The 23,297-nt window shown below is 69.2% G+C and carries 20 protein-coding genes; 9 read left to right on the top strand and 11 right to left on the bottom strand.

What is annotated here, in order from left to right; all coding sequences use genetic code 11:
- Nucleotides 1–92: 92 nt before the first annotated feature.
- On the bottom strand, nt 93–4,328 hold the full coding sequence (locus AAY78_RS19145; RefSeq protein ID WP_052748620.1) for an HtaA domain-containing protein: 4,236 nt from the start codon (nt 4,326–4,328) through the stop codon (nt 93–95).
- A 162-nt stretch (nt 4,329–4,490) separates the two neighbouring features.
- On the opposite strand from AAY78_RS19145, the gene AAY78_RS02880 reads away from it, so the two are divergent.
- The 3 genes from AAY78_RS02880 to AAY78_RS02870 are packed head-to-tail and all read left to right on the top strand — an operon-like array spanning nt 4,491 to nt 7,437.
- Entirely contained in the window at nt 4,491–5,597 is a 1,107-nt protein-coding gene (locus AAY78_RS02880; protein ID WP_046746856.1) for a heme/hemin ABC transporter substrate-binding protein, read from the top strand.
- Complete coding sequence (locus AAY78_RS02875; protein ID WP_046746855.1) at nt 5,594–6,667, top strand: FecCD family ABC transporter permease; 1,074 nt, start codon at nt 5,594–5,596, stop codon at nt 6,665–6,667. The genes AAY78_RS02880 and AAY78_RS02875 overlap by 4 nt, the downstream gene beginning before the upstream one ends.
- On the top strand, nt 6,664–7,437 hold the full coding sequence (locus tag AAY78_RS02870) for a heme ABC transporter ATP-binding protein (protein ID WP_082108546.1): 774 nt from the start codon (nt 6,664–6,666) through the stop codon (nt 7,435–7,437). The genes AAY78_RS02875 and AAY78_RS02870 overlap by 4 nt, the downstream gene beginning before the upstream one ends.
- Before the next feature lie 11 nt (nt 7,438–7,448).
- On the opposite strand, the gene AAY78_RS02865 is transcribed toward AAY78_RS02870, so the two are convergent.
- A complete protein-coding gene (locus tag AAY78_RS02865) occupies nt 7,449–7,898 on the bottom strand; it encodes a MarR family winged helix-turn-helix transcriptional regulator (RefSeq protein ID WP_046746853.1) in 450 nt (149 codons plus the stop codon).
- 62 nt (nt 7,899–7,960) lie between these two features.
- Between AAY78_RS02865 and AAY78_RS02860 the strand changes: the two genes are divergently transcribed.
- From AAY78_RS02860 to AAY78_RS02850, 3 genes are all read left to right on the top strand, one after another.
- Nucleotides 7,961–8,329: a VOC family protein gene (locus tag AAY78_RS02860; protein ID WP_046746852.1), complete on the top strand. Its 369-nt coding sequence runs from the start codon at nt 7,961–7,963 to the stop codon at nt 8,327–8,329.
- Nucleotides 8,330–8,392: 63 nt separating this feature from the next.
- Complete coding sequence (locus AAY78_RS02855; RefSeq protein ID WP_046746851.1) at nt 8,393–9,169, top strand: inositol monophosphatase family protein; 777 nt, start codon at nt 8,393–8,395, stop codon at nt 9,167–9,169.
- 110 nt (nt 9,170–9,279) lie between these two features.
- A complete protein-coding gene (locus AAY78_RS02850; protein WP_046746850.1) occupies nt 9,280–9,726 on the top strand; it encodes a hypothetical protein in 447 nt (148 codons plus the stop codon).
- 9 nt (nt 9,727–9,735) lie between these two features.
- Here the strand turns inward: AAY78_RS02850 and AAY78_RS02845 are convergent, their stop codons facing one another.
- The 8 genes from AAY78_RS02845 to AAY78_RS02810 form a co-directional block, all read right to left on the bottom strand.
- Nucleotides 9,736–11,436, bottom strand: a complete 1,701-nt coding sequence (locus AAY78_RS02845; protein ID WP_046746849.1) for a dihydroxyacetone kinase family protein — start codon at nt 11,434–11,436, stop codon at nt 9,736–9,738.
- A 1-nt stretch (nt 11,437) separates the two neighbouring features.
- Entirely contained in the window at nt 11,438–12,511 is a 1,074-nt protein-coding gene (locus AAY78_RS02840; RefSeq protein WP_052748619.1) for an aminopeptidase, read from the bottom strand.
- Nucleotides 12,511–13,998 carry an FGGY-family carbohydrate kinase gene (locus AAY78_RS02835; RefSeq protein ID WP_052748618.1) on the bottom strand — a complete coding sequence of 496 codons (1,488 nt, stop codon included), beginning with the start codon at nt 13,996–13,998 and terminating at the stop codon, nt 12,511–12,513. Before AAY78_RS02835 ends, AAY78_RS02840 begins: the two co-directional genes overlap by 1 nt.
- A gap of 22 nt (nt 13,999–14,020) precedes the next feature.
- Nucleotides 14,021–15,118 carry an ABC transporter permease gene (locus tag AAY78_RS02830; protein WP_082108545.1) on the bottom strand — a complete coding sequence of 366 codons (1,098 nt, stop codon included), beginning with the start codon at nt 15,116–15,118 and terminating at the stop codon, nt 14,021–14,023.
- A 2-nt stretch (nt 15,119–15,120) separates the two neighbouring features.
- On the bottom strand, nt 15,121–16,149 hold the full coding sequence (locus AAY78_RS02825; RefSeq protein ID WP_231589643.1) for an ABC transporter permease: 1,029 nt from the start codon (nt 16,147–16,149) through the stop codon (nt 15,121–15,123).
- Entirely contained in the window at nt 16,146–17,684 is a 1,539-nt protein-coding gene (locus AAY78_RS02820; protein WP_046746848.1) for a sugar ABC transporter ATP-binding protein, read from the bottom strand. Before AAY78_RS02820 ends, AAY78_RS02825 begins: the two co-directional genes overlap by 4 nt.
- A gap of 64 nt (nt 17,685–17,748) precedes the next feature.
- Nucleotides 17,749–18,783 carry an autoinducer 2 ABC transporter substrate-binding protein gene (locus AAY78_RS02815; RefSeq protein ID WP_046746847.1) on the bottom strand — a complete coding sequence of 345 codons (1,035 nt, stop codon included), beginning with the start codon at nt 18,781–18,783 and terminating at the stop codon, nt 17,749–17,751.
- Nucleotides 18,784–18,955: 172 nt separating this feature from the next.
- On the bottom strand, nt 18,956–19,729 hold the full coding sequence (locus AAY78_RS02810; RefSeq protein WP_046746846.1) for a DeoR/GlpR family DNA-binding transcription regulator: 774 nt from the start codon (nt 19,727–19,729) through the stop codon (nt 18,956–18,958).
- A gap of 125 nt (nt 19,730–19,854) precedes the next feature.
- Here AAY78_RS02810 and AAY78_RS02805 point away from each other — a divergent pair, with 125 nt between their 5' ends.
- Complete coding sequence (locus AAY78_RS02805; protein WP_046746845.1) at nt 19,855–20,673, top strand: BtpA/SgcQ family protein; 819 nt, start codon at nt 19,855–19,857, stop codon at nt 20,671–20,673.
- An 84-nt stretch (nt 20,674–20,757) separates the two neighbouring features.
- On the opposite strand, the gene AAY78_RS02800 is transcribed toward AAY78_RS02805, so the two are convergent.
- Nucleotides 20,758–21,126, bottom strand: coding sequence for a sterol carrier family protein (locus AAY78_RS02800; RefSeq protein WP_046746844.1), 369 nt, complete (start codon nt 21,124–21,126; stop codon nt 20,758–20,760).
- Nucleotides 21,127–21,176: 50 nt separating this feature from the next.
- On the opposite strand from AAY78_RS02800, the gene AAY78_RS02795 reads away from it, so the two are divergent.
- On the top strand, nt 21,177–21,851 hold the full coding sequence (locus tag AAY78_RS02795) for an NUDIX hydrolase (protein ID WP_127011696.1): 675 nt from the start codon (nt 21,177–21,179) through the stop codon (nt 21,849–21,851).
- Nucleotides 21,852–21,919: 68 nt separating this feature from the next.
- Nucleotides 21,920–23,197 (top strand): phosphoribosylamine--glycine ligase, encoded by a 1,278-nt coding sequence (gene purD, locus AAY78_RS02790; RefSeq protein WP_046746842.1) that lies wholly within the window; start codon nt 21,920–21,922, stop codon nt 23,195–23,197.
- The last annotated feature ends 100 nt before the right edge of the window (nt 23,198–23,297 follow it).

The raw sequence follows: 23,297 nt of genomic DNA, 5'->3' as shown, positions 1-23,297 counted from the left end.
CACCGACGACGGCCGCCGTGCACCGGTGTCACGAGCGGCAGAACGGCCCTCCCCACGTCTGCTGCGGGGAGGGTCGTTCCGTGTCACCGCGATCAGACCTCGGTGGTCGTCTCGGCGGTCTCCGCCACCCGGTTGCGACGGGCGATGAGCACACCGCCGGTCGCAGCGAGGGCGACCACGACCAGACCACCGACGATCCACGGCCACACCGGAGCACCCTCGGCGTCGGCGGGCTCGTCCGCGGCAGTCACCACCGCAGTCGCCTCCGAGTCGGATTCCGGCTTCTCCGCCTCGACGCCGCAGTCCGCGCCGACCGGGATGACAGCCGTGACCGGATCGAGCTCCTCCCCCGCGGCGTAGGTGCCGAAGGCTGAGGCCCCGGCCTCGGTCAGCGTCGTGGGGATCGCGTCGAGCGTCAGCGCGCCATCGACGACTGCGGCATCACCGAGGGCGAACTCCGCGAGGCGGACCCCCTTCTGATCGATGCTCTCCCCGCCCTGCGTGGTGCCGGTCACGTCGAAGACGAGGTAGCCCTTGTCTCCCGCGAGTTCGACCGCCGCGTTCGCGAGTGTCGTGTTCAGCGCGCCGTCATGACCCGTGAAGGTGATGCTGCCGCCGAAGGTGATCAGGCCGGCGAGGCTCTCGTCGTCCAGGGATCCCGCCCCGTTCCCCCACACGTAGTCGGGGTACTCATAGGTCACGTCGGTCAGGGTCCAGCCCCCCTTCGCGATGCCCTCGATGTAGGTGCGGAACGACTCCTTGTAGCCCCACTTGAGCGTGGCGCCCTCCACCGTGCAGACGCCGATCGCCGCCGTCGCCCGGTTCAGGGTGAACACCAGACCACGGTTGACGGAGCCCTGGAACGTGAGCGTGTGCTCGCCGTCCTCGAGTGCGGCGGGAAGGGCACCCGACCAGGTCGCGACACCGTTCTCATCGGCCGCCACCGTGTCGAGGAGCACGGGGGTCGAGTACACGACGACCTTGATCCCCTGCTCGTTCGCCCGGAATCCGGATGCGGACACCGTCGCGGGCTGCCCCGCGGCGAGTGCGGCCAGAGCGGCCTCGTCGGCCTCGATTCCCGCGGTCGCCGGCGGGGTCGGCGGCAGCGTGACCTTCGGCTTCACGACCGCTACGGCGACCGTGCCGCTCGATCCGGCGGGCGCTGAGGCGACCGAGCCGATCGTGAAGGTCACCGGGTTCAGTGCCGTGCCGTAGCCCGAGAGCACCCGATCGCGTCCCTCAGCGGTCAGCGCCGCGGGAGCCGCCGTGTAGGTCACCGCGCCGTTGGCAGCGACGCGCGCCGCCCCGGACAGGTCGAGCGTCGCGAACGGCACCTGCGCGCCGCCACTGGTGACGTACAGAGTCGCGGCGTTCGTCGAGGTGATGCGGATCGACGGGTTCGAGACCGTCACGTCCAGCACGCCCTGGTGTCCGGTGAAGCGCACCGATCCGCGGTACACGACGCTGCCGAGACCGGTGTTCACGTCGAAGTCGCCCCCGACGGTCTGGCCGAACTGGAACTGACCGCCGGAACGGGTCGCGCCGTCGGAGACCGCGATGGACCCCTTCGCGATGTTGCCCGTGATGTAGTCGGTGAACGACGAGGAGATGGCCCAGCGGAGGGAGCCGCCCGGAACGCTCGCCGCCGGAGCGGTCGGCGTGACCGGTGTGCCCGGTGTCTCCGGTACTTCAGGGTTCTTCACGTCGAGCAGGGCATCCCACTGCGCCGGCGTGATGGTCACGGTGGAGCGCGCGTAGATCGTGCTCGCATCGGGCATCGAGTGCTGCTTCCACACGATCACCTCGTACGACTTCGTGCGGTCGAGGTTCTTCGCCGCGGTCGTGAGGTCGACCGCGAAGGCACCGAACGTGACCTTCTGCACATACTGCATCGCGAGGAAACCGCCGTCGGCGCTCACCTCCGCCTCGGTCCCGGCCTCGATCAGTGCGACGTAGGCGCCGGGGATCTCGCCGAGGTTCGTGGCTGCGGCGTTGACGGTCAGGCCGTCCTTCGCCGTCGCCGTCTTCACCGTCGTCGTCGTCGTCGGCCCCGCAGGGAACAGCGTGTCCCACTGCGCGCCGGTCACCGTGACGGTGCTCCGCCCGTAGATCGTGCTCGCATCGGGCATCGAGTGCTGCTTCCACACGATGACCTCGTACGACTTCGCGCGGTCGAGCGTGTCGGTGGCTGCGGTCAAGTCGACCGAGAGCGCGCCACCAGAGATGCTCCGCACGTACTGCATGGCCAGGAAGCCGCTGCTGCCGGTGACGTTCGCCTCGGTGCCCTTCTCGATCAGCGCGACGTAGGCGCCGGTGATCGCGCCGAGCTGGGAGGCGGAGGCGGTGACGGTGAGCCCGCCGCTCGCGCTCGCAGATTTCACCGTCGTGGTCACGCCCGACGCGACACCGTAGTTCAGGGCGACGCTGCGCTCCTGATCGGCGTTGACCACCCCACCGGCCGCGTACGTGTAGACACCGTACGACCCCGGCGTCGCCGCCGCATCCTTCAGCGTCAGCGTGGTCTGGAACGTGCCGTCGGCCGCGATGTCGACCCACTGCGCGCGGATCGCGCCCTGGTACTGGGCGGGGACCTGGTTCAGCACACCTTCGGCGAGTGCCCAGACCTGCGCGCCGGACGATCGCGTCGAGGAGGCGGCACCGGCGGACGGCTGCCACGTAGAGGCGAAGTTGCCGAAGACCACGTAGGTGCCCTGGGGGAGGTGCTTCGGGATCGGCACGCCACGCCCCTCGGTGCCGAGGTTCGCCGTCGGGTCGTAGCCGGATCCCTTCACCACGACCCTGTCGCCCGCCTTGAGCGGCACCCCGGCAGCCGGAGTCGTGCCATCGGCCAGGAACACCTCGATCGCGGCGGATACGGGGGCCGGCCGCAGAATCTCCCACTGCGCGTCGGAGATGGCGATGGTCGAACGCGCGGAGATGGTGCTCGCATCGGGGTTCGAGTGCTGCTTCCACACGATGACCTCGTACGACTTCGCGCGGTCGAGCGTGTCAGCGGCAGTGGTCAGGTCGATCGTGAAGACCCCGCCCGAGATCGGACGCACCCACTGCATGGCCAGGAAGCCGCTGCTGCCGGTGACGTTCGCCTCGGTGCCCTTCTCGATCAGCGCGACGTACGCGCCGGTGATCGCTCCCAGCTTCGAGCCGGATGCCGTGACGGTCAGGCCGTCCTTCGCAGTCGCTGACTTCACGACCGCGGAGACGGCCGGAGCCTCGGTGTAGTTCAGGGCGACGCTGCGCTCCTGATCGGCGTTGACCACCCCACCGGCCGCGTACGTGTAGACACCGTAGGAGCCCGGCGTCGCCGCCGCATCCTTCAAGGTGATGGTCGCCTGGAACGTGCCGTCGGCCGCGATGTCGACCCACTGCGCGCGGATCGCGCCCTGGTACTGGGCGGGGACCTGGTTCAGCACACCTTCGGCGAGTGCCCAGACCTGCGCGCCGGACGATCGCGTCGAGGAGGCGGCACCGGCGGACGGCTGCCACGTGGAGGCGAAGTTGCCGAAGACCACGTAGGTGCCCTGGGGGAGGTGCTTCGGGATCGGCACGCCACGCCCCTCGGTGCCGAGGTTCGCCGTCGGGTCGTAGCCGGATCCCTTCACCACGACCCTGTCGCCCGCCTTGAGAGCGGCGCCTGCGGCCGGCGTGGTGCCGTCGGCGAGGAAGACCTCGATCGCCGCAGACTTCGGCGAGGTGCCCGGATCGGTGCCGGGGCCCGTACCGGGGCCGGTACCGGGGTCGGCACCAGGATCCGTACCGGGGCCGGTGCCAGGATCCGTACCGGGGTCGGTACCAGGATCCGTACCGGGGTCGGTGCTGGGGTCCGTACCGGGATCGGTCGGCACGGGACCGAACACGGCGTCCCACTGTGCGGACGAGATGACGACATCGCCGCGACCGTAGATGGTGGCGTCGCTGGGGTTCGAGTGCTTCTGCCACACGAGCACCTCGTAGGACTTCGTCCGATCCAGCGATCCGGCCGGTGCATCGAGCGTGAACGAGCTCGCGCCGGCGGCGACGGTCGGCATCACGAACGCGGCATACCCGCCCCCGCCGCTGAGTCCCGACTCCGTGCCCTTGATGATCAGCGCGGCGTACGCGCCTTCGACCTCGGGCAGGCCGGCGGCCTGCACTTGCACGCTCACGCCGGAGGTGGCTGCCGACGCGACCGTGGCGGTGACCGCAGCGCCGGCCGCGTGCGCGGGCGGGACGATCACGGCGCCGGCGGCGACGAGGAGAAGAGAGACGAAAGCGGCGAGCAGCACGCGTATGCGGGTGCTCACCGAGGGTGCGGGGGCTGTGGTGTTCACGGTTCTCCACGGCTCCGGGCGCACCGAGAAGCAGGCGCGCCGGCGGTGCCGCAATGCAGTCGGGCGAGGAAGGAGTTTGGTTAGGCTTAGCTAAGCAAGCCGCCGGTCCCGAGCGTAGAGGTGCGGATCATCGCGCGTCAAGTTTTAGGATAGCCTTGCCTAATGCGTCGAGTTCCCGCCCTCCTCTTCGTCGCCGTTCTCGCCCTCGGGCTCACCGCCTGCGCAGAACCGGAGGCCACCGCGGCACCGGCCTCCGTCGCCGATGACGACTGCCCGCAGGCATCCGTCCCGCTCGCATCGCTCGACCTCATCGACGACGTGCGCACGCACGAAGGCCCCTCGACCGCCTGCCTGTCGAGCCACGCGATCGAGCCCGTCGACGACGACACCGCGCCGAAGCTGCCCGTGGCCGTGACTGACAGCGAGGGTCACGAGGTCGAGATCACCGCCGTCGACCGCATCCTCCCGATCGATATCTCCGGCACGATCGCATCGACCGTCTTCGCCCTGGGACTCGGCGACCAGGTCGTCGGTCGCGACGCCTCCACCGTCTTCGCCGGTACCGAAGACCTTCCCGTCGTGACGAAGACCGGTCACACGCTCAATGCCGAGGCGATCCTCGAGCTGGCCCCGACCGTGGTCCTCACCGACACCACGATCGGCCCGAAGGAGGTGCGTCAGCAGTTGCGCGACGCGGGAATCGCGGTCGTCGTGATCTCCAGCGACCGGCGACTCGACACCACCGACGAGCTGGTGACCGAGATCGCCGCCGCTCTCGGTGTGCCGAGCCGCGGTGAAGCACTCATCCAGCGGCTGGATGCATCGGTCGACGAGACGCTCGCGGAGATCGCAGAGGTCGTTCCCGCCGACGAAGCCGAACGCGCACGGATGCTGTTCCTGTACGTGCGCGGCAGCGCGAACGTCTACTACATCTTCGGCGAGGACTCCGGAGCCGATTCGCTGATCGATGCCGTCGGCGGTGTCGACGTGGCGGCCGAGATCGGCTGGGAGGGCATGAAGCCGATGACCGCGGAAGCCCTGGTCGCCGCACAGCCCGACGTCCTCGTGATGATGACCGACGGCCTGGAGTCGGTCGGCGGCATCGACGGACTGATCGAGCGGATCCCCGCCGTGGCAGAGACCCCCGCCGGAGCGAATCGCCGCGTGATCGACATGGCGGACAGCGAGATCCTCAGCTTCGGTCCACGTACCGCCGACGTGATCGGGGCCCTGGCTCGCGCCCTCTACGCCCCCGAGCCCGCGACGTGACCGGCGAGGTCGTCACCCCGACCCCTTCGAGGCACCGGGGTCTGCGCTTCGCGCTGGTGACGGTCGGCCTGATCGTCGCGCTCGCCGTCACCTGCATCGTGTCGATCACGAGCGGACAGTATGACCTCTCCCCCGCATCGCTGATCGGAGTGCTGCTGCGCGGTGTCGGCATCGACACCGCGTGGGCGCCGACGGCTTCCACCGACTACGGTGTGATCTTCAATCTGCGGATGCCGCGCATCGTGCTCGGGCTCCTCGTCGGCGCCGCTCTCGCCGTCTCGGGTGTGCTCATGCAGGCGATCTTCGGCAACCCCCTCGCGGACGCCGGTGTCGTGGGGGTCTCCTCGGGCGCAGCGCTCGGCGCGGCAGCGAGCATCACCTTCGGGCTCGCGACGTTCGGCATGTGGACCACGCCGACGTTCGCGTTCCTCGGGGGGCTGGTCGCAGTGTTCTCGGTGTACTTCATCAGTCGGTCCGGTGGTCGCACCGAGGTCGTGACCCTGCTGCTGACGGGCATCGCGATCAACGCGATCGCGGGCGCCGGTATGGCGTTCTTCACGTTCCTCGGCACCACGTCGACGCGCGAGCAGATCGTGTTCTGGCAGCTGGGATCGCTGAACGGCGCGTTGTGGTCGAACATCCAGCTGGTCGCACCCCTCGTGCTTATCGGCGTCGTCATCGCGCTGGTCGTGGCACCGAGCCTCGACCTCTTCGCCCTCGGCGAGCGCACCGCCAGGCACCTCGGCGTCAATGTCGAGCTGCTGCGGATCGTCGTCATCGTGACCGTCGCGCTGCTGGTGTGCGCGGCGGTCGCGTTCGCGGGGATCATCGGCTTCGCCGGGCTCGTGGTCCCGCACCTGATGCGCATGCTGATCGGGCCGGCCCACCTGCCGCTCGTGATCTCCTCGGCGCTCGGCGGCGCGCTGCTCATCGCCGTCGCCGACCTCGTCGCACGCACGGCCGTCCCGCTCGCCGACCTGCCGATCGGGATGATCACCTCGCTCGTGGGCGGCCCGTTCTTCCTGTGGCTGCTCGTGCGCACGCGCCGCCGCTCGGGAGGATGGGCATGAACGTGCGGCTCCGCGGCGCAGGGCTCACGGTTCGCGTGGGCGAAGGACGGATGATCCTCGACGACGCCTCCATCGAGATCCACCGCGGAGAGATCCACGCCCTGGTCGGGCCGAACGGGGCAGGCAAGTCCACCCTGTTCGGAGTGCTCGCCGGAGACGTGCCGGCTCACGCAGGGACGGTCGAGCTCGACGGGCGGTCGATCGACCGGATCAAGCCGCGCACGCTCGCCCAGCAGCGCGCTGTCCTCCTGCAGGAGAACACCGTCACGTTTCCCTTCAGCGCCGAACAGGTCGTGCGCATGGGGCGTACTCCGTGGGCACGCACACCCGCGGCCGACGAGGACGACGAGCTGGTGTCCGCAGCGATGACACAGACCGAGGTGACGGCGCTCGGATCGCGGGCCGTGCCCTCACTGTCCGGCGGCGAGCGCGCAAGGGTCGCCCTCGCCCGCGTGATCGCCCAGGCCACCGGCGTCCTGCTGCTCGACGAACCGACCGCTGCTCTCGACCTCAAGCACCACGAAGACGTCATGCGGTTGATCCGGGGACTCGCTGACACGGGGATCGCGGTGGCGATCGTGCTGCACGACCTCAACGCCGCACTCGCGCACGCCGACCGCGTCACCTTGCTCACGGGCGGCCGTGTCGCGGCGACAGGCACAGCGAGCGAGGTGCTCACTGCCGAGCGGATCGAGCAAGTGTACGGCCAGGCGGTCGACGTGTTCCCCCACCCCACGACCGGTGTGCCGCTCGTGGTCGCTCGGCACTGAACCCTGCGGGGCTAGGACTCTTCGCGAAGCGAGCGGATCATGCTTCTGAGGATCTTCCGCGCTCCCGTCTGCTCCTCCTGCGTCATGCCGGACAGCATCCGGACCTCGACGGAGCGGACGGCCGCGGTCGCCGTCGCGAGACTTTCACGGCCGCGCTCGGTGAGGCGGGCGGGGAGGGTCTTTCCGACAGGCGCTTCCGACGGCCTGGTGACGAACCCCTCGCGTTCGAGCGCCTGGAGCAGGACGTTCATCGACTGCCTCGTCACGAATGCGCCCCGTGCGAGATCGGAGTTCGACAGGCCGGGCCGCTGGGAGAGCAGTTCGAGACAGGAGTAGTGGGTGATGGTCATGCCGAGTGGACGCAGCACCTCTTCCATCGCGGTGCGGAGAGCGCTCGATGCCTCCTTCAGCAGGTAGCCCAACGACGTGTCGAGGTCGATGCCTGCGCGGTCTTGACTCATGTCAGTATTCTGACATACACTCGCCTATGTCAGAAAACTGACACAAAGCGAAGGATTCTCCCATGCCCGTCACCGGCCCCGACTTCATCTCCCTGCAGGCGCGCGACCTCGCAGCCTCCCAGGCGTTCTACGAGCGCTACCTCGGCCTCGTCCGCTCTCCCGCAGGCCCTCCCCACGCCGTGGTGTTCGACACAGCCCCGATCGCATTCGCGCTGCGTGACATCGCACCGGGCACCGACCTGACCGGCGTAGCCCAGCCCGGCATCGGCGCCGCCATCTGGCTGCACGCCACCGATGTCCAGGCCATCCACGATGCACTCCTCGCCGACGGACACACGATCGTCGCGGAGCCGATCGACGGCCCGTTCGGCCGGACCTTCACGTTCGCCGACCCCGACGGGTACCGGATCACCCTCCACGACCGCGCCTGACTCCCCGCCGCGTGCCTGCCCGCCGCTACGCTGGAGGATCGCCCACCGGAGGATCGATACGCCATGCCGTCTGCATCCGAACTGCTCGACATCGCCCTCTCCGCCGCCGCTGCCGGCGCCGCAGTCCTCGCCGAGGCGGCAGACGAGCGCGATGCATCGCCCGACGCACTCGGCCTTCGCACGAAGGGCACTTCCGGCGATGTGGTCACCGAGATCGACCTGCGCGCCGAACGCGCGATCCGCGCGGTGATCGCCGAACACCGCCCCGACGACGAGGTGTCGGGCGAGGAGTACGCGACTACCGGCACCGGCTCCGCGCTCCGCTGGTCGATCGACCCGCTCGACGGCACCTCGAACTTCGTGCGCGGACTGCCGCACTACGGGTCGTCGGTCGCGGTGCAGGACGTGCACTCCGGCGCCTGGCTCGCCGGCGTGGTGCACGCCCCCGAGCTCGAGCACGTCTACTCCGCCGGAGCGGGACTGGGGGCGTACCGCGAGTCCCGCGGCACGCGGCGAAGGCTTCACGGGCCGGCAGCAGACGCGACCCCTGTGCTGCTCGCAGTCGGCTTCTCGTACGACGCCGAGCAGCGGGCGCGGCAGCTCACCGACCTGCCGGCGAGGATGTCGGCGTTCACGGATCTCCGCAGCGTGGGCTCGGCAGCGCTCGGGCTGTGCCTCGTGGCAGAGGGCAGCGTCGACGCCTTCATCGAGACCGACCTGTACGAGTTCGACTGGGCGGCGGGCGCGCTGATCGCCGAAGAGGCCGGGCTCATCGTGAAGCGTCCGGCGACGATGCGCGGCGGCATCGTCGCTCACCCGCCGCATCTGCCGGTCCACTAGAGGATCTGGCAAAGCCCGGAGGGATCTGCCCGGCACCATACAATCGCGGTGAAGGCGACGCGCCAGGCCGGGATACCGGCAACGGCGAAGGGGTGCGAGGGAGGGCCAGGATGTTCGGTTCGAAGAAGAAGAAGCAGCGCCTCAACGATCTGATGGAGCAGCTCAGGCCCGATCTGAGTCGGGAATCGCTCGGCGTCGGACCCGACTTCCCCGGCGTCGCCCCGAACCCGCTCCTGAGCGGTGAGGCACGCACTCGCAATGCAGAACTGCGTACGGGCGAGCTTGCGCTCGGCGTTCTCGTCGACTGGCGAGAGGTCAACAGCAACCCCCGTGTGGTCCTGATGCTCGACGTGGAGACCGCCGACGGGATCTCGTTCCGCGGTATCGCCGACGAAGACCTCACCATCACCGACCTCACCCGGCTCGCGCCAGGACAGACGATGCCCGTGCGCTACCGGCCGGCCGTCATGGACCACTACGTCACCCTCGCCCGAGACGCGGACCCCGCCCTCGTGCAGCAGCTCGCTGACGAGATCGCGCGACGCAAACGGGCCTGACCCGCAGCCCTATGCGCCGGTCTGACCGGTCCCGTCCTGAGCCCGCACGATCTCCTCGACGAAGCGCGCGACGGCGACAGAACCGGGATCCGCGTGACCGACCGAGCGCTCCTGCTGCCATCCGGCGCGACCGCGTCGTGACTGCCATCCGGTGCTCTCGGTGACCGCGGCGAGCGCCGCCTTCGAAGCCGCGCCCGCATCCGCCCCGGCCTCCAGCGCCTCAGCGATCGGGAGGAGCACGTCGATCACGGTCTTGTCACCGGGCACGGCCCCGCCCTGTGCGCCGATCTTCGCCGCCGCAGTGCGCACGACGTCGATGAGACCCGCACGGTCGAGGTGTGCACCCACGGGCGTCTGCTCCGCCGCGGCGAGCAGACCGTTGCCGATCAGGGCCGCGAACGTCGACGGGTTCGCTGCGGCGAATGCGTCACCCGAAGCACGCAGCACGCTGCGGGCATCGAGGTCGTCCGGAAGCTGCTGCAGCATATCTGCGACCGCCGCGCTGCCCACCGCGACCGTGACGCCGAGGTCTCCGTCGCCGAGCGCGGCATCCAGGGCGCGCAGCTCTTCGCGGTGTCGCTCCATCCGCCGCAGCACGGTGAGGAGCAGGTCGCGCAGGTCGCTACGGGACCCGACCACCGTCGCCTCGACAGCGACTGCATCTTCGTCCACGGCCGCGCCTGCGGTGAACGCCTCCCCCACCGGAACAGTGCCCTGACGGAAGAACGGCGACCCCGCCGGGTCATGCAGGAGCTCCTCCAACTCATCATCGAGCTGCATGATCGAGAGCGACGCTCCGGCCATCTCCAGGCTCGTGACGTACTCCCCGATGAGCCGGTAGCCGATGGTGACCCCCGCGTCCGCGAGCGTGTGGTGCACTCGGCGGTAGATCACGTAGAGCTCTTCGAGCGGTGTCGATCCCAGACCGTTCACGAGCACGGCAACGCGCCGTCCCTCACTCAGGTCGAGTTCGGTACCGATCTCGACCAGGAACCGATCCGTGATGGCATCGGCCGTCTCGAGAGGGCCGCGGTGGCTGCCGCGCTCTCCGTGGATGCCGACGCCGATCTCCATCTCGCCCTCATCCAGCGTGAAGGTCTCCTCCCCCGCGGCCGGGAGAACGGTCGGCGAGAGGCCGACGCCCATCGTGCGAGTCGAATCGGCGGCCTTGCGGGTCACGCGCTCGACCTCGGCGAGAGAGGCGCCGCGATCGGCCATCGCTCCGGCGACCTTGTAGACGAGGACGAGCCCGGCCACCCCGCGGCGCGACTCCGCCCGCTCGCTCGGTGCGGACTGGATGTCGTCCGCCCCGAGCACCGTGCGCACCTCGATGCCCTCGGCACGGCAGCGCTCGGCCGCGATGTCGAAGTTCAGCACATCGCCGCCGTAGTTGCCGTAGAGATAGAGGAGTCCGGCGTCCGAGTGCACGGCCACCGAGGCCGCGTGGATCTGAGCGGAGCTCGGCGAGGAGAAGACGTTGCCCACGGCGACCGCCGAGCACAGCCCGCGGCCGACGTATCCGAGGAAGAACGGCAGGTGTCCCGAGCCGCCACCCGTGACGATGCCGACGCGCCCCGGTGCCGGAGCATCCGTCCGCGCCAGCGCGCGCCGGTCCGCGGTGACCGCCCGCAGCTCATCGGGGTGCGCGAGGAGGATGCCCTCCAGCGTCTCGTCGACGAACGTCTGAGGGTCGTTGATGATCTTGCGCATGTCAGTGCTCCTCTCCGGAGAGGATCGGATCGTACGTCGTGCGGTCGATGAGCACCCGACCATCCGCCTCGAGCCGTCCCGAGGCGCGGAGGTCCTTCACGATGTCCCAGTGGATCGCCGACTCGTTCGTGCCCCCGCACTGCGGGTACGAGCGGCCGAGAGCGATGTGGACGGTGCCGAGGATCTTCTCGTCGATCAGCAGGTCGCCGGTCATGGTCTGCACATGCGGGTTGGTGCCGATGCCGAGCTCTCCCACACGGCGAGCGCCGTCGGCGTCGAGGATGCGCTCCACCAGGTCGAGGCCACGGGTGGCCGACACCTTCTCCACCCGCCCTGCGACGAAGTCGAGTCGGAGGTCGGTGATGGTCGCGCCGCCGAACCAGAACGAGCCGGGGAAGGTGATGTGCCCCTCGACGCCGTCCTCAACCGGTGCGGTCGCGACCTCGCCGTCGGGCAGGTTCGCCTCCCCCGCGAACGGCACCCACGTGCGGCCGGCGCAGTTCAGGCGCAGATCGGTGTCGTCATCGAGGATGCGCACCAGCGAGGTGGTGTTCAACGCGGCGCACAGCCGATCGAGGTGGGCGCGGTGCGCGGTCCAGTCGGCGAGGGTGCCGGCGAAGAACTCCTGCTCCAGCTGTTCCCTCGGGACTCCGATGAGCGTCGCCCATTCGGGTGTGGGGATGCGCACGAGCGTCCACTTCGTTCCCTGCCACCGCGCGGTCGACACGAGGCCCTTGCCCTCCCGCTGCAGGCTGAGCCTGGCGCCGTCGATCTCATCCGCGGGCGGTTCCATGCCGCGGAACGAGACGTGCACGTCTGCCCACTCCATCGATGCCAGCTCGAGAGGTGCCGCCTCACGCAGCAGAGATTCGCTCGCGTGCTCCAGCGCGAAGCGGTCGTACTTCTCCTCTACGAGCAGCACCTGGGGCATCCCGCCACGGCGGTACACCTCTTCGACGAAGGCGTCGACCGCGTCGAGCACGGAAGCCGTGGTCGCGAACACCGAGACCCTCGTCCCCTGCCCGACCTCGTTCACCTCGGCCAGATGCACGGCCAGTTCCTGCCACCTGCTCATCAGTCCACCTCTCTCAGCGCGCGCAGCGCGCGGTACGTCTTCGGGAATCGTTCGTAAGCCGTCTGCAGCTGCGGGTTGGCGTCCTCGTCGGGCACGACCTCGCCCGAGAAGGCGACCCAGCTCGCGGCCTGCTCCTCGGTCACGATGCCGAGTCCGATCGCTGCGAGCATCGCATCGCCGTACGCGGCTCCGAGGGTTGCGGCCGTGCGCTGGTGAAGGCCCGTCAAGTCGCCGACCGTCTGCACCAGCACCTCGTTGTGCGTTCCGCCGCCGATCGCGACCACGCGCGGCGCTGCGGCACCGCCATCCAGCAACGCGGAGACGGCGAGCGCTATCGACTGCCCGACGCCCTCGACCACCGCGCGCGCGAGGTCGGCGCGGCCCGTCGACAGCGTGAGGCCGCTGAAGGATGCTCGCGCATCGGCGTCGTGCAGCGGTGTGCGCTCCCCGCTGAAGTGCGGCAGGTGCAGCACTCCGTTCGCGCCGGGCGGGGCCGAACGGACGAGTTCCATCAAGCGCCCGAACATCGCGGTGTCACCGTCGCCATGGTCGAGTCCGAGCAGGTCGGCGATCCACCGTGTCGCCGTGCCGGCCGTCGAGGTGCCGGCCGCGAGCACGTAGCGCCCACGGAGTGCGAACGGCGCCGCCCACAACCGCGGATCCGCATGCGGCTCATCGGTCACGCGGATGAAGTAGCCGCTCGATCCGTACATGAGCATCAGGTCGTCGGCCGCCATGACCGAGGCGCCGACCGCTTCTGCGACGGCATCCGTCGTGCCGACCAGCACCGGAGTTCCCTCGGGGATGCCGGTCGCCGCGGCAGCCGCGGCGGTGACGGCGCCGGCGACATCCGTCGACCACCCGAGCGAGGGCAGGGTCTCCGGGCGGATCAGGTCGTCGATCCCGTCGAGGTTCCACTCCAGCCGAGCGAGGTCGTAGCAGGGGTGGAAGTACCCGGCCGTCGCATGGTCGATCACGACCTGACCGGTCAGGCGCGCAACGAGGTAGCTCTGGCTCGTGAGGTACCACCGGGTTCGGGCGGCGACCTCGGGCTCGTTGCGCTCGATCCACAGGATCTTCGGCCCCGAGGACTGGCTCGTGAGGGCGTTGCCCGCCCGCCGGAAGATCTCCTCGCGCCCGAGACGCGTCTCGAGCAGATCGATCTCCTCGGTGGCTCTGGTGTCGACGCCGTAGAGGATCGCAGGGCGCAGTGGACGCAGCTCGGCATCGACCGGGAGCACGCACGGACCGATCGCACTGCACGCGACCGCGACGATCGCGGCATCCGGAACCGCCTGACGCAGAGTCGAGGCGACCTCGACGAGGTCATGCCACCACACCGCATCCGCGTCCTGCTCGACCATGCCGGGCGCCGGGGTGCTGATGCCGTGCCGAGAGCGCGCCTCGGCGTGCACGTGACCGGTGGCATCGACCAGCACGCCCTTGGTCTCGTATGTTCCGACATCAATGCCGAGGAACAGTTCCATCAGGATGCCTTTCGGATGCGGTTCAGGCGCGGGGGATCTCGGCGAGCGCGATCGTCTCGGTCTGGCTGCTCGGTGCGCGGCGTGGCCTTCGCCTCACCCTCACCTGATCGAACACCATCACGGCGATCAGGATCACCCCCTGCGCGATCGCGTATTCATATGCCGAGAGCCGGATGGCCGTGAAGCCGGACTGCACGACCTGCAGCACGAGCGTCGCGAGGACCACGCCGGTGATGGTCGCGAAGCCGCCGGTCGGGTTCGTGCCGCCGAGCACGGCGATCACGATCACGAGCAGCACGTACGACGTGCCGTAGTCGGCGCTCGCGGTGGGGTTGCGTGAGAGGAACACGAGCCCTGCAATGCCGCCGAGCAGCCCCGTCGTCACATACGTGCCGTAGAGCACGCTCGTGCTGCGGATACCCGAGTACATCGCCGCCGTCGGGTTCGCCCCCTGCAGCTGAGTGCGCCGTCCGAACGGCGTGCGCGTGATCAGCACCCCGATCAGAACAGCGACCACGAGGAATTCGAGGAACAGGACAGGGATGCCGCCGACCGTCGCCTGCCCGACCGAGGAGAGCACCGCCGGGGCGCCGTAGAGCGTGGTGCCCCCGGTCCAGACGATCGCGATGCCGTTGAAGATCTGCATCGTGGCGAGCGTCGCGAGGATGGGCGTGATGCCGACGGTCGCGATCAGGAAGCCGTTGACGGCTCCCGCGAGCGCGCCGACCAGGACGCCGACCAGGGCGATGAGGCCGCCCATCGACTCCGCCGTGGCCGGATCGCTGCTCGCGATCGCGGTGAACATCGTGCTGACGGTGATCGCCGAGAGGTTCGCGATCGCGACCAGGGACAGGTCGATCCCGCCGGTGAGCATCGCGAGGGCCATGGCGATCGCCAGGATGCCCACCTCCGGCGAGGCGACCATCATGTTCTGCAGGTTGATCGGATTGAGGAAGACCCTCGGGTTCAGGATCGCGAACAGCCCGAAGGCGAGCGCGAACAGCACCAGCATCCGACCGACGCCGCGGCCGACGTGGATACGGCCGAGCAGGGAGCGCACCGACCGATCGACCTGGTCGTTCATCCGGGCGAACTGCCCGGGAGGGGTCGACTGAGGCATGGTCATTCCTTCACCGTGTCGAGGACGAACGTCCGGCGAGAGGCGCGGCGGGCCATGACGGCCTGGATCCCCACGCCGATCACCAGCAGGAACCCGACGGCGGCGCGCTGCCAGGCCGTTGGCACGCCCATCAGGATGAGACTGTTGTTGATGATCTGTACCAGCAGCACGCCGAGCACTGTGCCGGTGACGGTACCGCGCCCGCCGAAGATCGAGGCGCCGCCGAGCACGACAGCCGCGATCACGTCGAGCTCGGTACCCACCAGGTCCTGCGGGTTCGCGCTGCGGCCCAGCACGACGTGGATGAGTCCGCCGATCGCGGCGACCGCCCCGACCAGCACGTAGAGCATGATCTGCAGGCGCACGACCGGGAATCCGGCACGTCGTGCCCCTTCAAGGTCACCACCCATCGCGTAGATGCCCCTGCCGAACATCGTGCGGCGCAGCAGGAACGCGGCCCCGAACACGAGCAGCACGACCGGCACGATCAGCATCGGCAGGTACGCGCGGGTTGATTCGACCGAGATCAGGTTCGCGGTCGACAGCCAGGAGATGCCGTCGGGCAGCTCGGCGATGTACTTGGAGCCGATGTAGGCGAGCAGCACGCCCTTGAAGATGCCCTGTGTCGCGAGAGTCACGATCAGGGTCGGGAGCCGGAACCGGGCGATCACGATGCCGTTGACGAACCCGAGGGCGCCGCCGATCACGATCGCGAAGGCGAGGATGCCGACGAGGCCGAAGTCCACGCCCCCGCCCTGGGCGAGCGACACCGTCGTGTATGCGGCGAAGATTCCGATCGCGGCGAACGACACGTCGATGCCGCCGGAGATGATCACGAAGAGCACCGCGAGCGCGAACACCATCGGGACCAGCGCCGAGCGCAGGATCGAGAACAGCGTGTGCACGCTGAAGAAAGCGGGGTTCACGGCACACATCACGATCACCAGGACGACGATGATGCTCGCGAGCACGAGCTCGTTCGACATGCGTCCGATGCGGGGAAGGCGGATGCGGGTGTCGGTGGCGCTCACGCGGCCATCACCTCCTGGATTCGGGGCGCTGCGATGTCGTCGCCCGCCAGTCGTGAGACGATCTCGCCGCGACGCACCACGAGCACCCGGTTGCAGAGCGAGACGAGCTCGGGAACGTCGTCGGAGATCATGATCACGCCCATCCCGTCGCTCGCTGCCTCGCGGAGGATCTGCAGGATCTCCTCCTTCGAGCCCACGTCGACGCCGACCGTCGGTCCGTTCAGGATCAGCACGCGCGGCTTGGTCGCGAGCCACTTCGCCAGCACGACCCGCTGCGCGTTTCCGCCGGAGAGCGACCGCACGGGTGCCTCGACGCTCGGCGCCTTGATGCGCAGGCGCGAGAAGAGACGGGAGATGGTCTCGGCGGTGCGCTTGCGACTCAGCAGCACCTTGCCGACAGCGTGCTCGCTCAGCGAGCCCGCGATGATGTTGTCGGAGATCGACTTGTCCAGGAACAGGCCCTGCGTGAGCCGGTCCTCCGGAACGTACCCGATGCCCGCCTCGACGGAGGCCCGGATGCTGCCGGGTCGCACGGCGCGGCCGCCGACGGTGACGGCTCCCGACTGGGGGGTCAACAGGCCGAACAACGCGTCGGCGATCTCGCCACGACCCGAGCCGAGCAGACCGGTGAGGCCGAGGATCTCGCCCGGCTGCAGGTCGAAGGAGACATCGGTGAAGGCACCGGGAAGATCGAGGTGCTCGACGCGCAGCAGCGGCTCGGCGTCGTCATCGACCTCGACCACGACGCGCGAGTCGTCGACGGCGCGGCCCGTCATCGCGTGGGTGAGGGAGGCGACGTCGAACTCGTCGGCCGGGCCGTTCGCGACCAGGCGCCCGGAGCGCAGCACCGTGATGTCCTGCGACACCTGCAGCACCTCGTCGAGCTTGTGGCTGACGAACACCAGGGCGACGCCGCGCTGCTGCAGCCGCCGCACGAGGGCGAAGAGCCGCTCGACCTCGGAGTGCGTGAGAGCGGTTGTCGGCTCGTCCATGAAGATGACCCGCGCGTCCTGCACGAGCGCCCGGCAGATCGCCGTGAGCTGTCGGTCGGCGACCGAGAGCCGTTCGACGTCGGCGTCGAGGTCGAGGGTGAGTCCCAGCTCCTCCACGATGCGCTGCGCCTCGGGACGGCGGTTCTTCGCGCTGTAGAGCTTGCGTCGCGCGGCGATCGCGGCCGGGAGCACGATGTTCTCCGCCACGGTCAGGTTGGGGAAGAGCGAGAAGTCCTGGTAGATGACCTGGATACCGGCTCGCAGGGCCTGGGTCGGCGAGAGGTGGGTGAGCGGTTCGCCGTCGAGCAGGATCTCGCCGGCCTCCGGCTTCTCGACCCCGCTGATGATCTTGATGAGCGTGGACTTGCCGCACCCGTTCTCGCCGGCCAGACAGTGCACCCGCCCGGGGTAGAGGGTGATGCCGACGTCGTCGAGCGCGACGACCCCGCCGAACACCTTCCGCACGCCTCTGACCTCGAGAACGGGTCCGGCATCGGGAGCGAGCCCGGCCTCGGATGCCGGCTGCGCCTGTTCTTCGTTCATGTTCTTCCTCCGAGGCGGGGCCGCGCGCTGGCGGCCCCGCCCTGAGTGGTGGTGGACGTCGGGATCAGAAGTCGTAGTCGTCGACGTTGTCCTTGTCGACGATGACCGCGGCGTCACCCACGTACACGTTGTCGAAGCCGTCGAGCTTCTTCAGGGAGTTGTAGCCCTCGATGCCGAGGTCGGTGCCGTCGGTGATCTTCTCTCCGTCGACGAGCAGCTGAGCGATCTTGAGCTGCGCCTTGCCGGCCATCGCCGGGTCCCAGAAGAAGATCTTGTCGATCGAGCCGTCGACGATGTACTTCTTCGCCACCGACGGGATGCTGGTGCCCATCACGCAGACCTGATCCTCCAGGCCCGCCTCCTGCACCGCCCGGGCGATACCGGCGACATCCGTGCCGGCCGAGCCCTGGAAGCCCTTGATGTCGGGGTACTTCGCGAGCAGCTCCTTCGCGCGCTGGTAGGCGACGTTCTCGTCTTCCTTGCTCTCGACCGGCTCCTCGACGCGAGTCAGGTCGGGGTACTCCGCCTGCTGCTGGTCGTAGGCGCCGCCGACCCAGTCCATGTGGGTCTTGGCCGTGAGGCCACCGACGAACGAGACGTACTGTCCCGAGTCGCCCATGCACTCGGCGAGGTTGTCCATGATCTTCGCGCCGTAGGCCCGGTTGTCGAACGCCTCGATGTCGATGTCGGCGTTCTTGATGCCCGCCGCCTCGTGAGCGACGACGATGATCCCCTGGTCCCTGGCCTGCTTGAGCACGGATTCCAGCGCCTCGGGCGAGTTGGGGACGACCGTGATCGCGGCGGGCGACTGCGCGATCAGGTCCTGGATGATCTGGATCTGCTTCTCGGGGCTGGCGTCATCCGCACCCTCCTGGCGGGCGTCGATCCCGGTCTCCTCGGCGAACTCCTTGACGCCGACCTCCATACGGTCGAACCAGCCGACACCCGAGATCTTGACCACGGTGACCATCGCGCCGTCTTCGGTGCTTCCGCCGGTCTCGCCACCACCGGTGGTGCCGCCGACCTGACCGCAGCCGGCGAGGGCGAGCATCGCCACGGCACCGAATCCGACACCTGCAAGCAACTTCGTCTTACGCATGTTCCACTCCTTCGTGTGTGAGTCAGTGTTAGTTTCCACCACCCCCAGGGAGGAATGGGAAGAAATCTCATCGCTGTGGAACAGTAAAACGTGATCCTGCCGCTTGTCAATGCGAAATCTCACACCCGTTGCGCAACCGTTGCGCAACGGGGAGGCCGAAGGAGCGACGCGGCTAGAGCGCGGCGACGGCCTCGATCTGCACGCCGGCAGCCCGCAGGCCGACAAGCGCGGGATGATCCACCGCGCCGTCGGTCACCAGCAGATCGATCTCGCCTGGACCTGCGACATTCGTCAGGTGCACCCGACCGAGTTTCGATGCGTCGGCGACGACGATGACCCGGTCGCACGCATCGATCGCCGCGCGCTTCACCGCACCCTCTTCATTGCTGTAGTCCGAGAGGCCGCGCTTGCCGTCGACACCCGAGACGCCCATCACGTACACGTCGCAGTTGTAGCGCTTGAACGCCTCGATCGACTCGGCCCCGACCAGGCTGAGCTCGCCGGGGCGCACACGCCCACCCGTGACGAGGATCGTGGTGTTGGGCTCGTCGTGGAGCTCGAGGGCGACGAGGATGCTGGGCGTGACGACGGTGAGCCCGAGGCCCTTGCCGACGATCGCGCGGGCCACCGCGAGGGCGGTGCTGCCGCTGTCGAGCACGACGGTCTCGCCGTGGTCGAGGTGAGCGACGGCCGCTGCGGCGATGTTGATCTTCTCGCGCGCCCCCATCAGCGCCCGGGAGTTGAATCCCGGCTCCACGGCGGTCCCGTGGGCTGCGATCACACCACCCGTCACCCGACGTACGCTGCCGCGCTCCTCGAGGAGTTCCAGGTCGCGCCTGATGGTCATCTCGGAGACGTCGAACTCCAGGGCGAGGGCCTTGAACTCGGCCTCGCCGTCAGAGAGGACCCGCTGTTCGATCAGCGCGCGGCGCTCGTGGGCTTCCATCCCTACCTCCTCGTGTGGCAGATCCCACCTTAGGCGACCCGCTTGTGTGAATGAGTAACTTGTGCTTTGCTCATCGTGAATCTTTCACAGTGCTTGTGATCCATTCCGAAGAAACGAGGAAAGACATGCCCAACTGGCTCCCCGAGGTGTTCGGCACGCAGAAGCCGATCGTGGCGATGCTGCACCTGGCCCCGCTCCCCGGCGACCCCGGCTACGACACCGCTGCCGGAGTGGCTGCGATCGTGAACCGCGCCAAGGGCGAACTCGACGCGCTGCAGAGCGGTGGAGTGGATGCCGTGCTCATCTCGAACGAGTTCAGCCTCCCGTACCTGACGAAGACCGAGCCGATCACCGCGATCACTATGGCCCGCATCATCGGCGAACTGCAGGGCGAGCTCGCCGTGCCGTTCGGCGTGAACGTGCTGTGGGACGGCCGTGCCTCCATCGACCTCGCCACCGCCACCGACGCCGCGTTCGTCCGCGAGATCTTCACGGGCGTCTACGCCAGCGACTTCGGGCTGTGGAACACGAACGTCGGCGAGGTGGCCCGTCATCGGCACCGCATCGGTGCGGCGAACGTGAAGCTGCTCTTCAACATCGTGCCGGAGTCTGCCGCCTACCTCGCCGAGCGCGACCTCGGCGCGATCGCCCGCTCCACGGTGTTCGCGACCAACCCCGATGCCCTCTGCGTCTCCGGACTCACCGCCGGCGCCCCCACCGACACGCAGTCCTTGGCCATCGTGAAGGAGAACGCCGGAGATGTGCCGGTGTTCGTCAACACCGGCGTGCGGGCCTCCAACGTCGCCGACCAGCTGGCGGTGGCCGACGGCGCGGTCGTCGGCACCTACTTCAAGCAGGACGGCAAGTTCGAGAACCGTGCCGACCGCGCACGGGTGGAAGAGCTCATGGGCGCCGCGAAGGCGTTCCGCTCGCAGCTCGTCTGACCGCGAGCTCCCGCTACGCGCAGAGCCGCTCCCGATCCTGGTGGTCGCGGGGCGGCTCCGTGCGTCTCGGGCCGAGTGGCCCGATCACGGTCGTACCGGCAGGACATCACTCAGATCGGCGCGCGTGCCGGAGGCGTGGATACGACCGGATGCTGCGGCATCCGCCCAGGCCTCCGTGCCGGTGGAGACGGCGATCCAGGTCGTTGCATCCATCTCGACCACGTTCGGCGGGGTGCCACGCGTGTGCCGCGGCCCCTGGATGACCTGCACAGCGCCGAACGGCGGCACCCGCACCTCGACGCTGTTGCCCGGCGCCTTCTCATCGAGCAGCTGCAGCAGGTAGCGAACGGCAGTGGCGAGATCGGTGCGCTGCGGCTTCGCACCGGAGGCCTCCGCGGTGCGGACAGCGTCGAGCGCCGCGCGTCCGTCCACGATGTCGATCTTCCTGGCCATCGCTCCAGACTACGACCGACCGCACCACGCCGAGTCCTATGCTCGAACGCATGAGCATGCATCCCCAGGGCGCCCGCGCCGAGCTGCTCGCGGCGGTCGCCGACCACTCGTGGGGCGTGCGCATTCCCCCGCTGGCCGACCCGCAGAGCGCCCACGACGCGGCTGTCCTCATTCTGTTCGGTGTGCTCGACAGCGTCCCGGCCTCCACGACCGTTGCGGCCGTCGCCCGAGACCTCGACGTGTTGCTGCAGCGGCGCGCCCCCACGCTCTCGTCTCACCCCGGACAGGTCTCCTTCCCCGGCGGGAGGGTGGAACCGGAAGATGCCGACGTCGTCGCCACGGCCCTGCGCGAGGCGGAAGAGGAGACCGGACTGGACCCGGCCGGTGTCGAGATCCTGGCCACCCTGCCCGAGATCCCGCTCGCCGCGAGCAACCATCTCGTGACCCCCGTGCTGGCGTGGTGGCAGTCGCCGTCCCGGGTCGTGGCGGTCGATCATGCGGAGACGGTCGAGGTGTTCCGAGTCCCTGTCGCGCAGTTGCTCGATCCGGAGACCAGGTTCACCTCGACGATCACCCGCATGGGCCACACCTTCCGCGGCCCGGCGTTCGATGTCGACGGCACGATCGTCTGGGGCTTCACCGCGATGGTGCTCGACGCGCTCTTCGACGCGGCCGGCTGGACGGTGCCGTGGGACTCCACGGTAGAGCGCCCCGTAGAGCTCTGAACGTCGCCAGAGGGCCGCACGCCACAGACCGCCGAAACCCGGTCCACGACCCTCGGTAGTCTGGACGGGTGAAGATTCTCGTCCTCGGTTCCGGTGCCCGTGAGCACGCGATCATCCTCGCCCTGCGGGCAGAGCAGACGGAGCATGAGATCTTCGTCGCGCCGGGCAACGCCGGCATCGCTCAGGATGCCACCCCGGTCTCGGTCGATCCGCTCGATGGTGGGGCGGTCACCGCCTTCGCCCATGAGCACGCGATCGACCTGGTCGTGGTCGGCCCGGAGGCCCCGCTCGTCGCCGGAGTCGCCGACGCCCTGCGTGTGCGCGGCATCCCCGTGTTCGGACCAGGCAAGGCGGCAGCACAGCTGGAGGGCTCGAAGTCGTTCGCGAAGCGCGTTATGGATGCCGCCGGCGTCCCCACCGGCCGCGCTGTCCGCGCCGCCACCACGGCCGATGTCGAGTCGGCGTTCGACGACCTCGGCGCCCCCTACGTGGTCAAGGCCGATGGACTCGCTGCGGGCAAGGGCGTCATCGTCACGTCCGACCGCGCGCACGCCCTCGCACACGCCGAGCAGTATCTTCCCGCAGGCCCCGTGCTGATCGAGGAATTCCTCTCCGGCCCCGAGGTCTCCCTGTTCTTCCTGAGCGACGGCGACACCGTGCGCGCACTCAGCCCCGCACAGGACTTCAAGCGTGCGCTCGACGGCGACGAAGGGCCCAACACGGGCGGCATGGGCGCCTACTCGCCGCTCCCGTGGCTCGACGAGCAGTTCGGCAGCGAGCGGGCCTTCGTCGAAGAGGTCACCCGCGACGTGGCACTTCCCGTCGTGCGGCAGCTCGACGCGGAGGGCACCCCGTTCATCGGACTCCTCTACGCGGGCCTGATCCTCACCCCCGCCGGCGTACGCGTGATCGAGTTCAACGCCCGCTTCGGAGACCCCGAGACGCAGATCGTGCTTCCGCGCCTGGTCACCCCGCTGTCGGAACTGCTGTTCGCCGCGGCATCCGGCACCCTCGAGGATCAGCCGGAGCCCGTGTTCAGCGACGACGTCGCGATCACGGTCGTGCTGGCCAGCGAGGGGTACCCCGAGTCGCCGCAGACCGGCCGCCCGATCGAGGGCCTGGCCGACGCCGCAGCCGTCGAGGGCGTCCGAATCGTGCACGCCGCCACTGCGAGCCCCGATGCCCCGGGCGGATCGCTCATCGCCACGGGCGGTCGGGTGCTGAACGTGGTGGCTGTCGCCTCCGACTTCCGCACCGCGCGGGACCGCGCCTACGACGCGATCGCCCGTATCCGCCTCGACGGCTCCCACTACCGCACCGACATCGCCGCCCGCGTCGCCGAGTAACCGGCGCCGCCCGCGTCGTCACGCCCGCCGCGTCGTCGCGCTTGCCGTGCCGCGGAGCGCACGGCTCCTTCCCGAACGCACGGCTTCCCCACACCGACTG

Source organism: Microbacterium sp. Ag1 (assembly GCF_001005635.1).
GTDB classification, from domain to species: domain Bacteria; phylum Actinomycetota; class Actinomycetes; order Actinomycetales; family Microbacteriaceae; genus Microbacterium; species Microbacterium oxydans.
This window is presented reverse-complemented; position numbering and strand designations above follow the sequence as displayed.

Bases quoted from the DNA above. Each gene is read 5' to 3' on its own strand.
- AAY78_RS02880 (WP_046746856.1), top strand. From the start codon at position 4,491: ATGCGTCGAGTTCCCGCCCTCCTCTTCGTCGCCGTTCTCGCCCTCGGG.
- AAY78_RS02870 (WP_082108546.1), top strand. From the start codon at position 6,664: ATGAACGTGCGGCTCCGCGGCGCAGGGCTCACGGTTCGCGTGGGCGAA.
- AAY78_RS02865 (WP_046746853.1), bottom strand. From the start codon at position 7,898: ATGAGTCAAGACCGCGCAGGCATCGACCTCGACACGTCGTTGGGCTAC.
- AAY78_RS02860 (WP_046746852.1), top strand. From the start codon at position 7,961: ATGCCCGTCACCGGCCCCGACTTCATCTCCCTGCAGGCGCGCGACCTC.
- AAY78_RS02855 (WP_046746851.1), top strand. From the start codon at position 8,393: ATGCCGTCTGCATCCGAACTGCTCGACATCGCCCTCTCCGCCGCCGCT.
- AAY78_RS02850 (WP_046746850.1), top strand. From the start codon at position 9,280: ATGTTCGGTTCGAAGAAGAAGAAGCAGCGCCTCAACGATCTGATGGAG.
- AAY78_RS02845 (WP_046746849.1), bottom strand. From the start codon at position 11,436: ATGCGCAAGATCATCAACGACCCTCAGACGTTCGTCGACGAGACGCTG.
- AAY78_RS02840 (WP_052748619.1), bottom strand. From the start codon at position 12,511: ATGAGCAGGTGGCAGGAACTGGCCGTGCATCTGGCCGAGGTGAACGAG.
- AAY78_RS02835 (WP_052748618.1), bottom strand. From the start codon at position 13,998: ATGGAACTGTTCCTCGGCATTGATGTCGGAACATACGAGACCAAGGGC.
- AAY78_RS02830 (WP_082108545.1), bottom strand. From the start codon at position 15,118: ATGCCTCAGTCGACCCCTCCCGGGCAGTTCGCCCGGATGAACGACCAG.
- AAY78_RS02820 (WP_046746848.1), bottom strand. From the start codon at position 17,684: ATGAACGAAGAACAGGCGCAGCCGGCATCCGAGGCCGGGCTCGCTCCC.
- AAY78_RS02815 (WP_046746847.1), bottom strand. From the start codon at position 18,783: ATGCGTAAGACGAAGTTGCTTGCAGGTGTCGGATTCGGTGCCGTGGCG.
- AAY78_RS02810 (WP_046746846.1), bottom strand. From the start codon at position 19,729: ATGGAAGCCCACGAGCGCCGCGCGCTGATCGAACAGCGGGTCCTCTCT.
- AAY78_RS02805 (WP_046746845.1), top strand. From the start codon at position 19,855: ATGCCCAACTGGCTCCCCGAGGTGTTCGGCACGCAGAAGCCGATCGTG.
- AAY78_RS02800 (WP_046746844.1), bottom strand. From the start codon at position 21,126: ATGGCCAGGAAGATCGACATCGTGGACGGACGCGCGGCGCTCGACGCT.
- AAY78_RS02795 (WP_127011696.1), top strand. From the start codon at position 21,177: ATGAGCATGCATCCCCAGGGCGCCCGCGCCGAGCTGCTCGCGGCGGTC.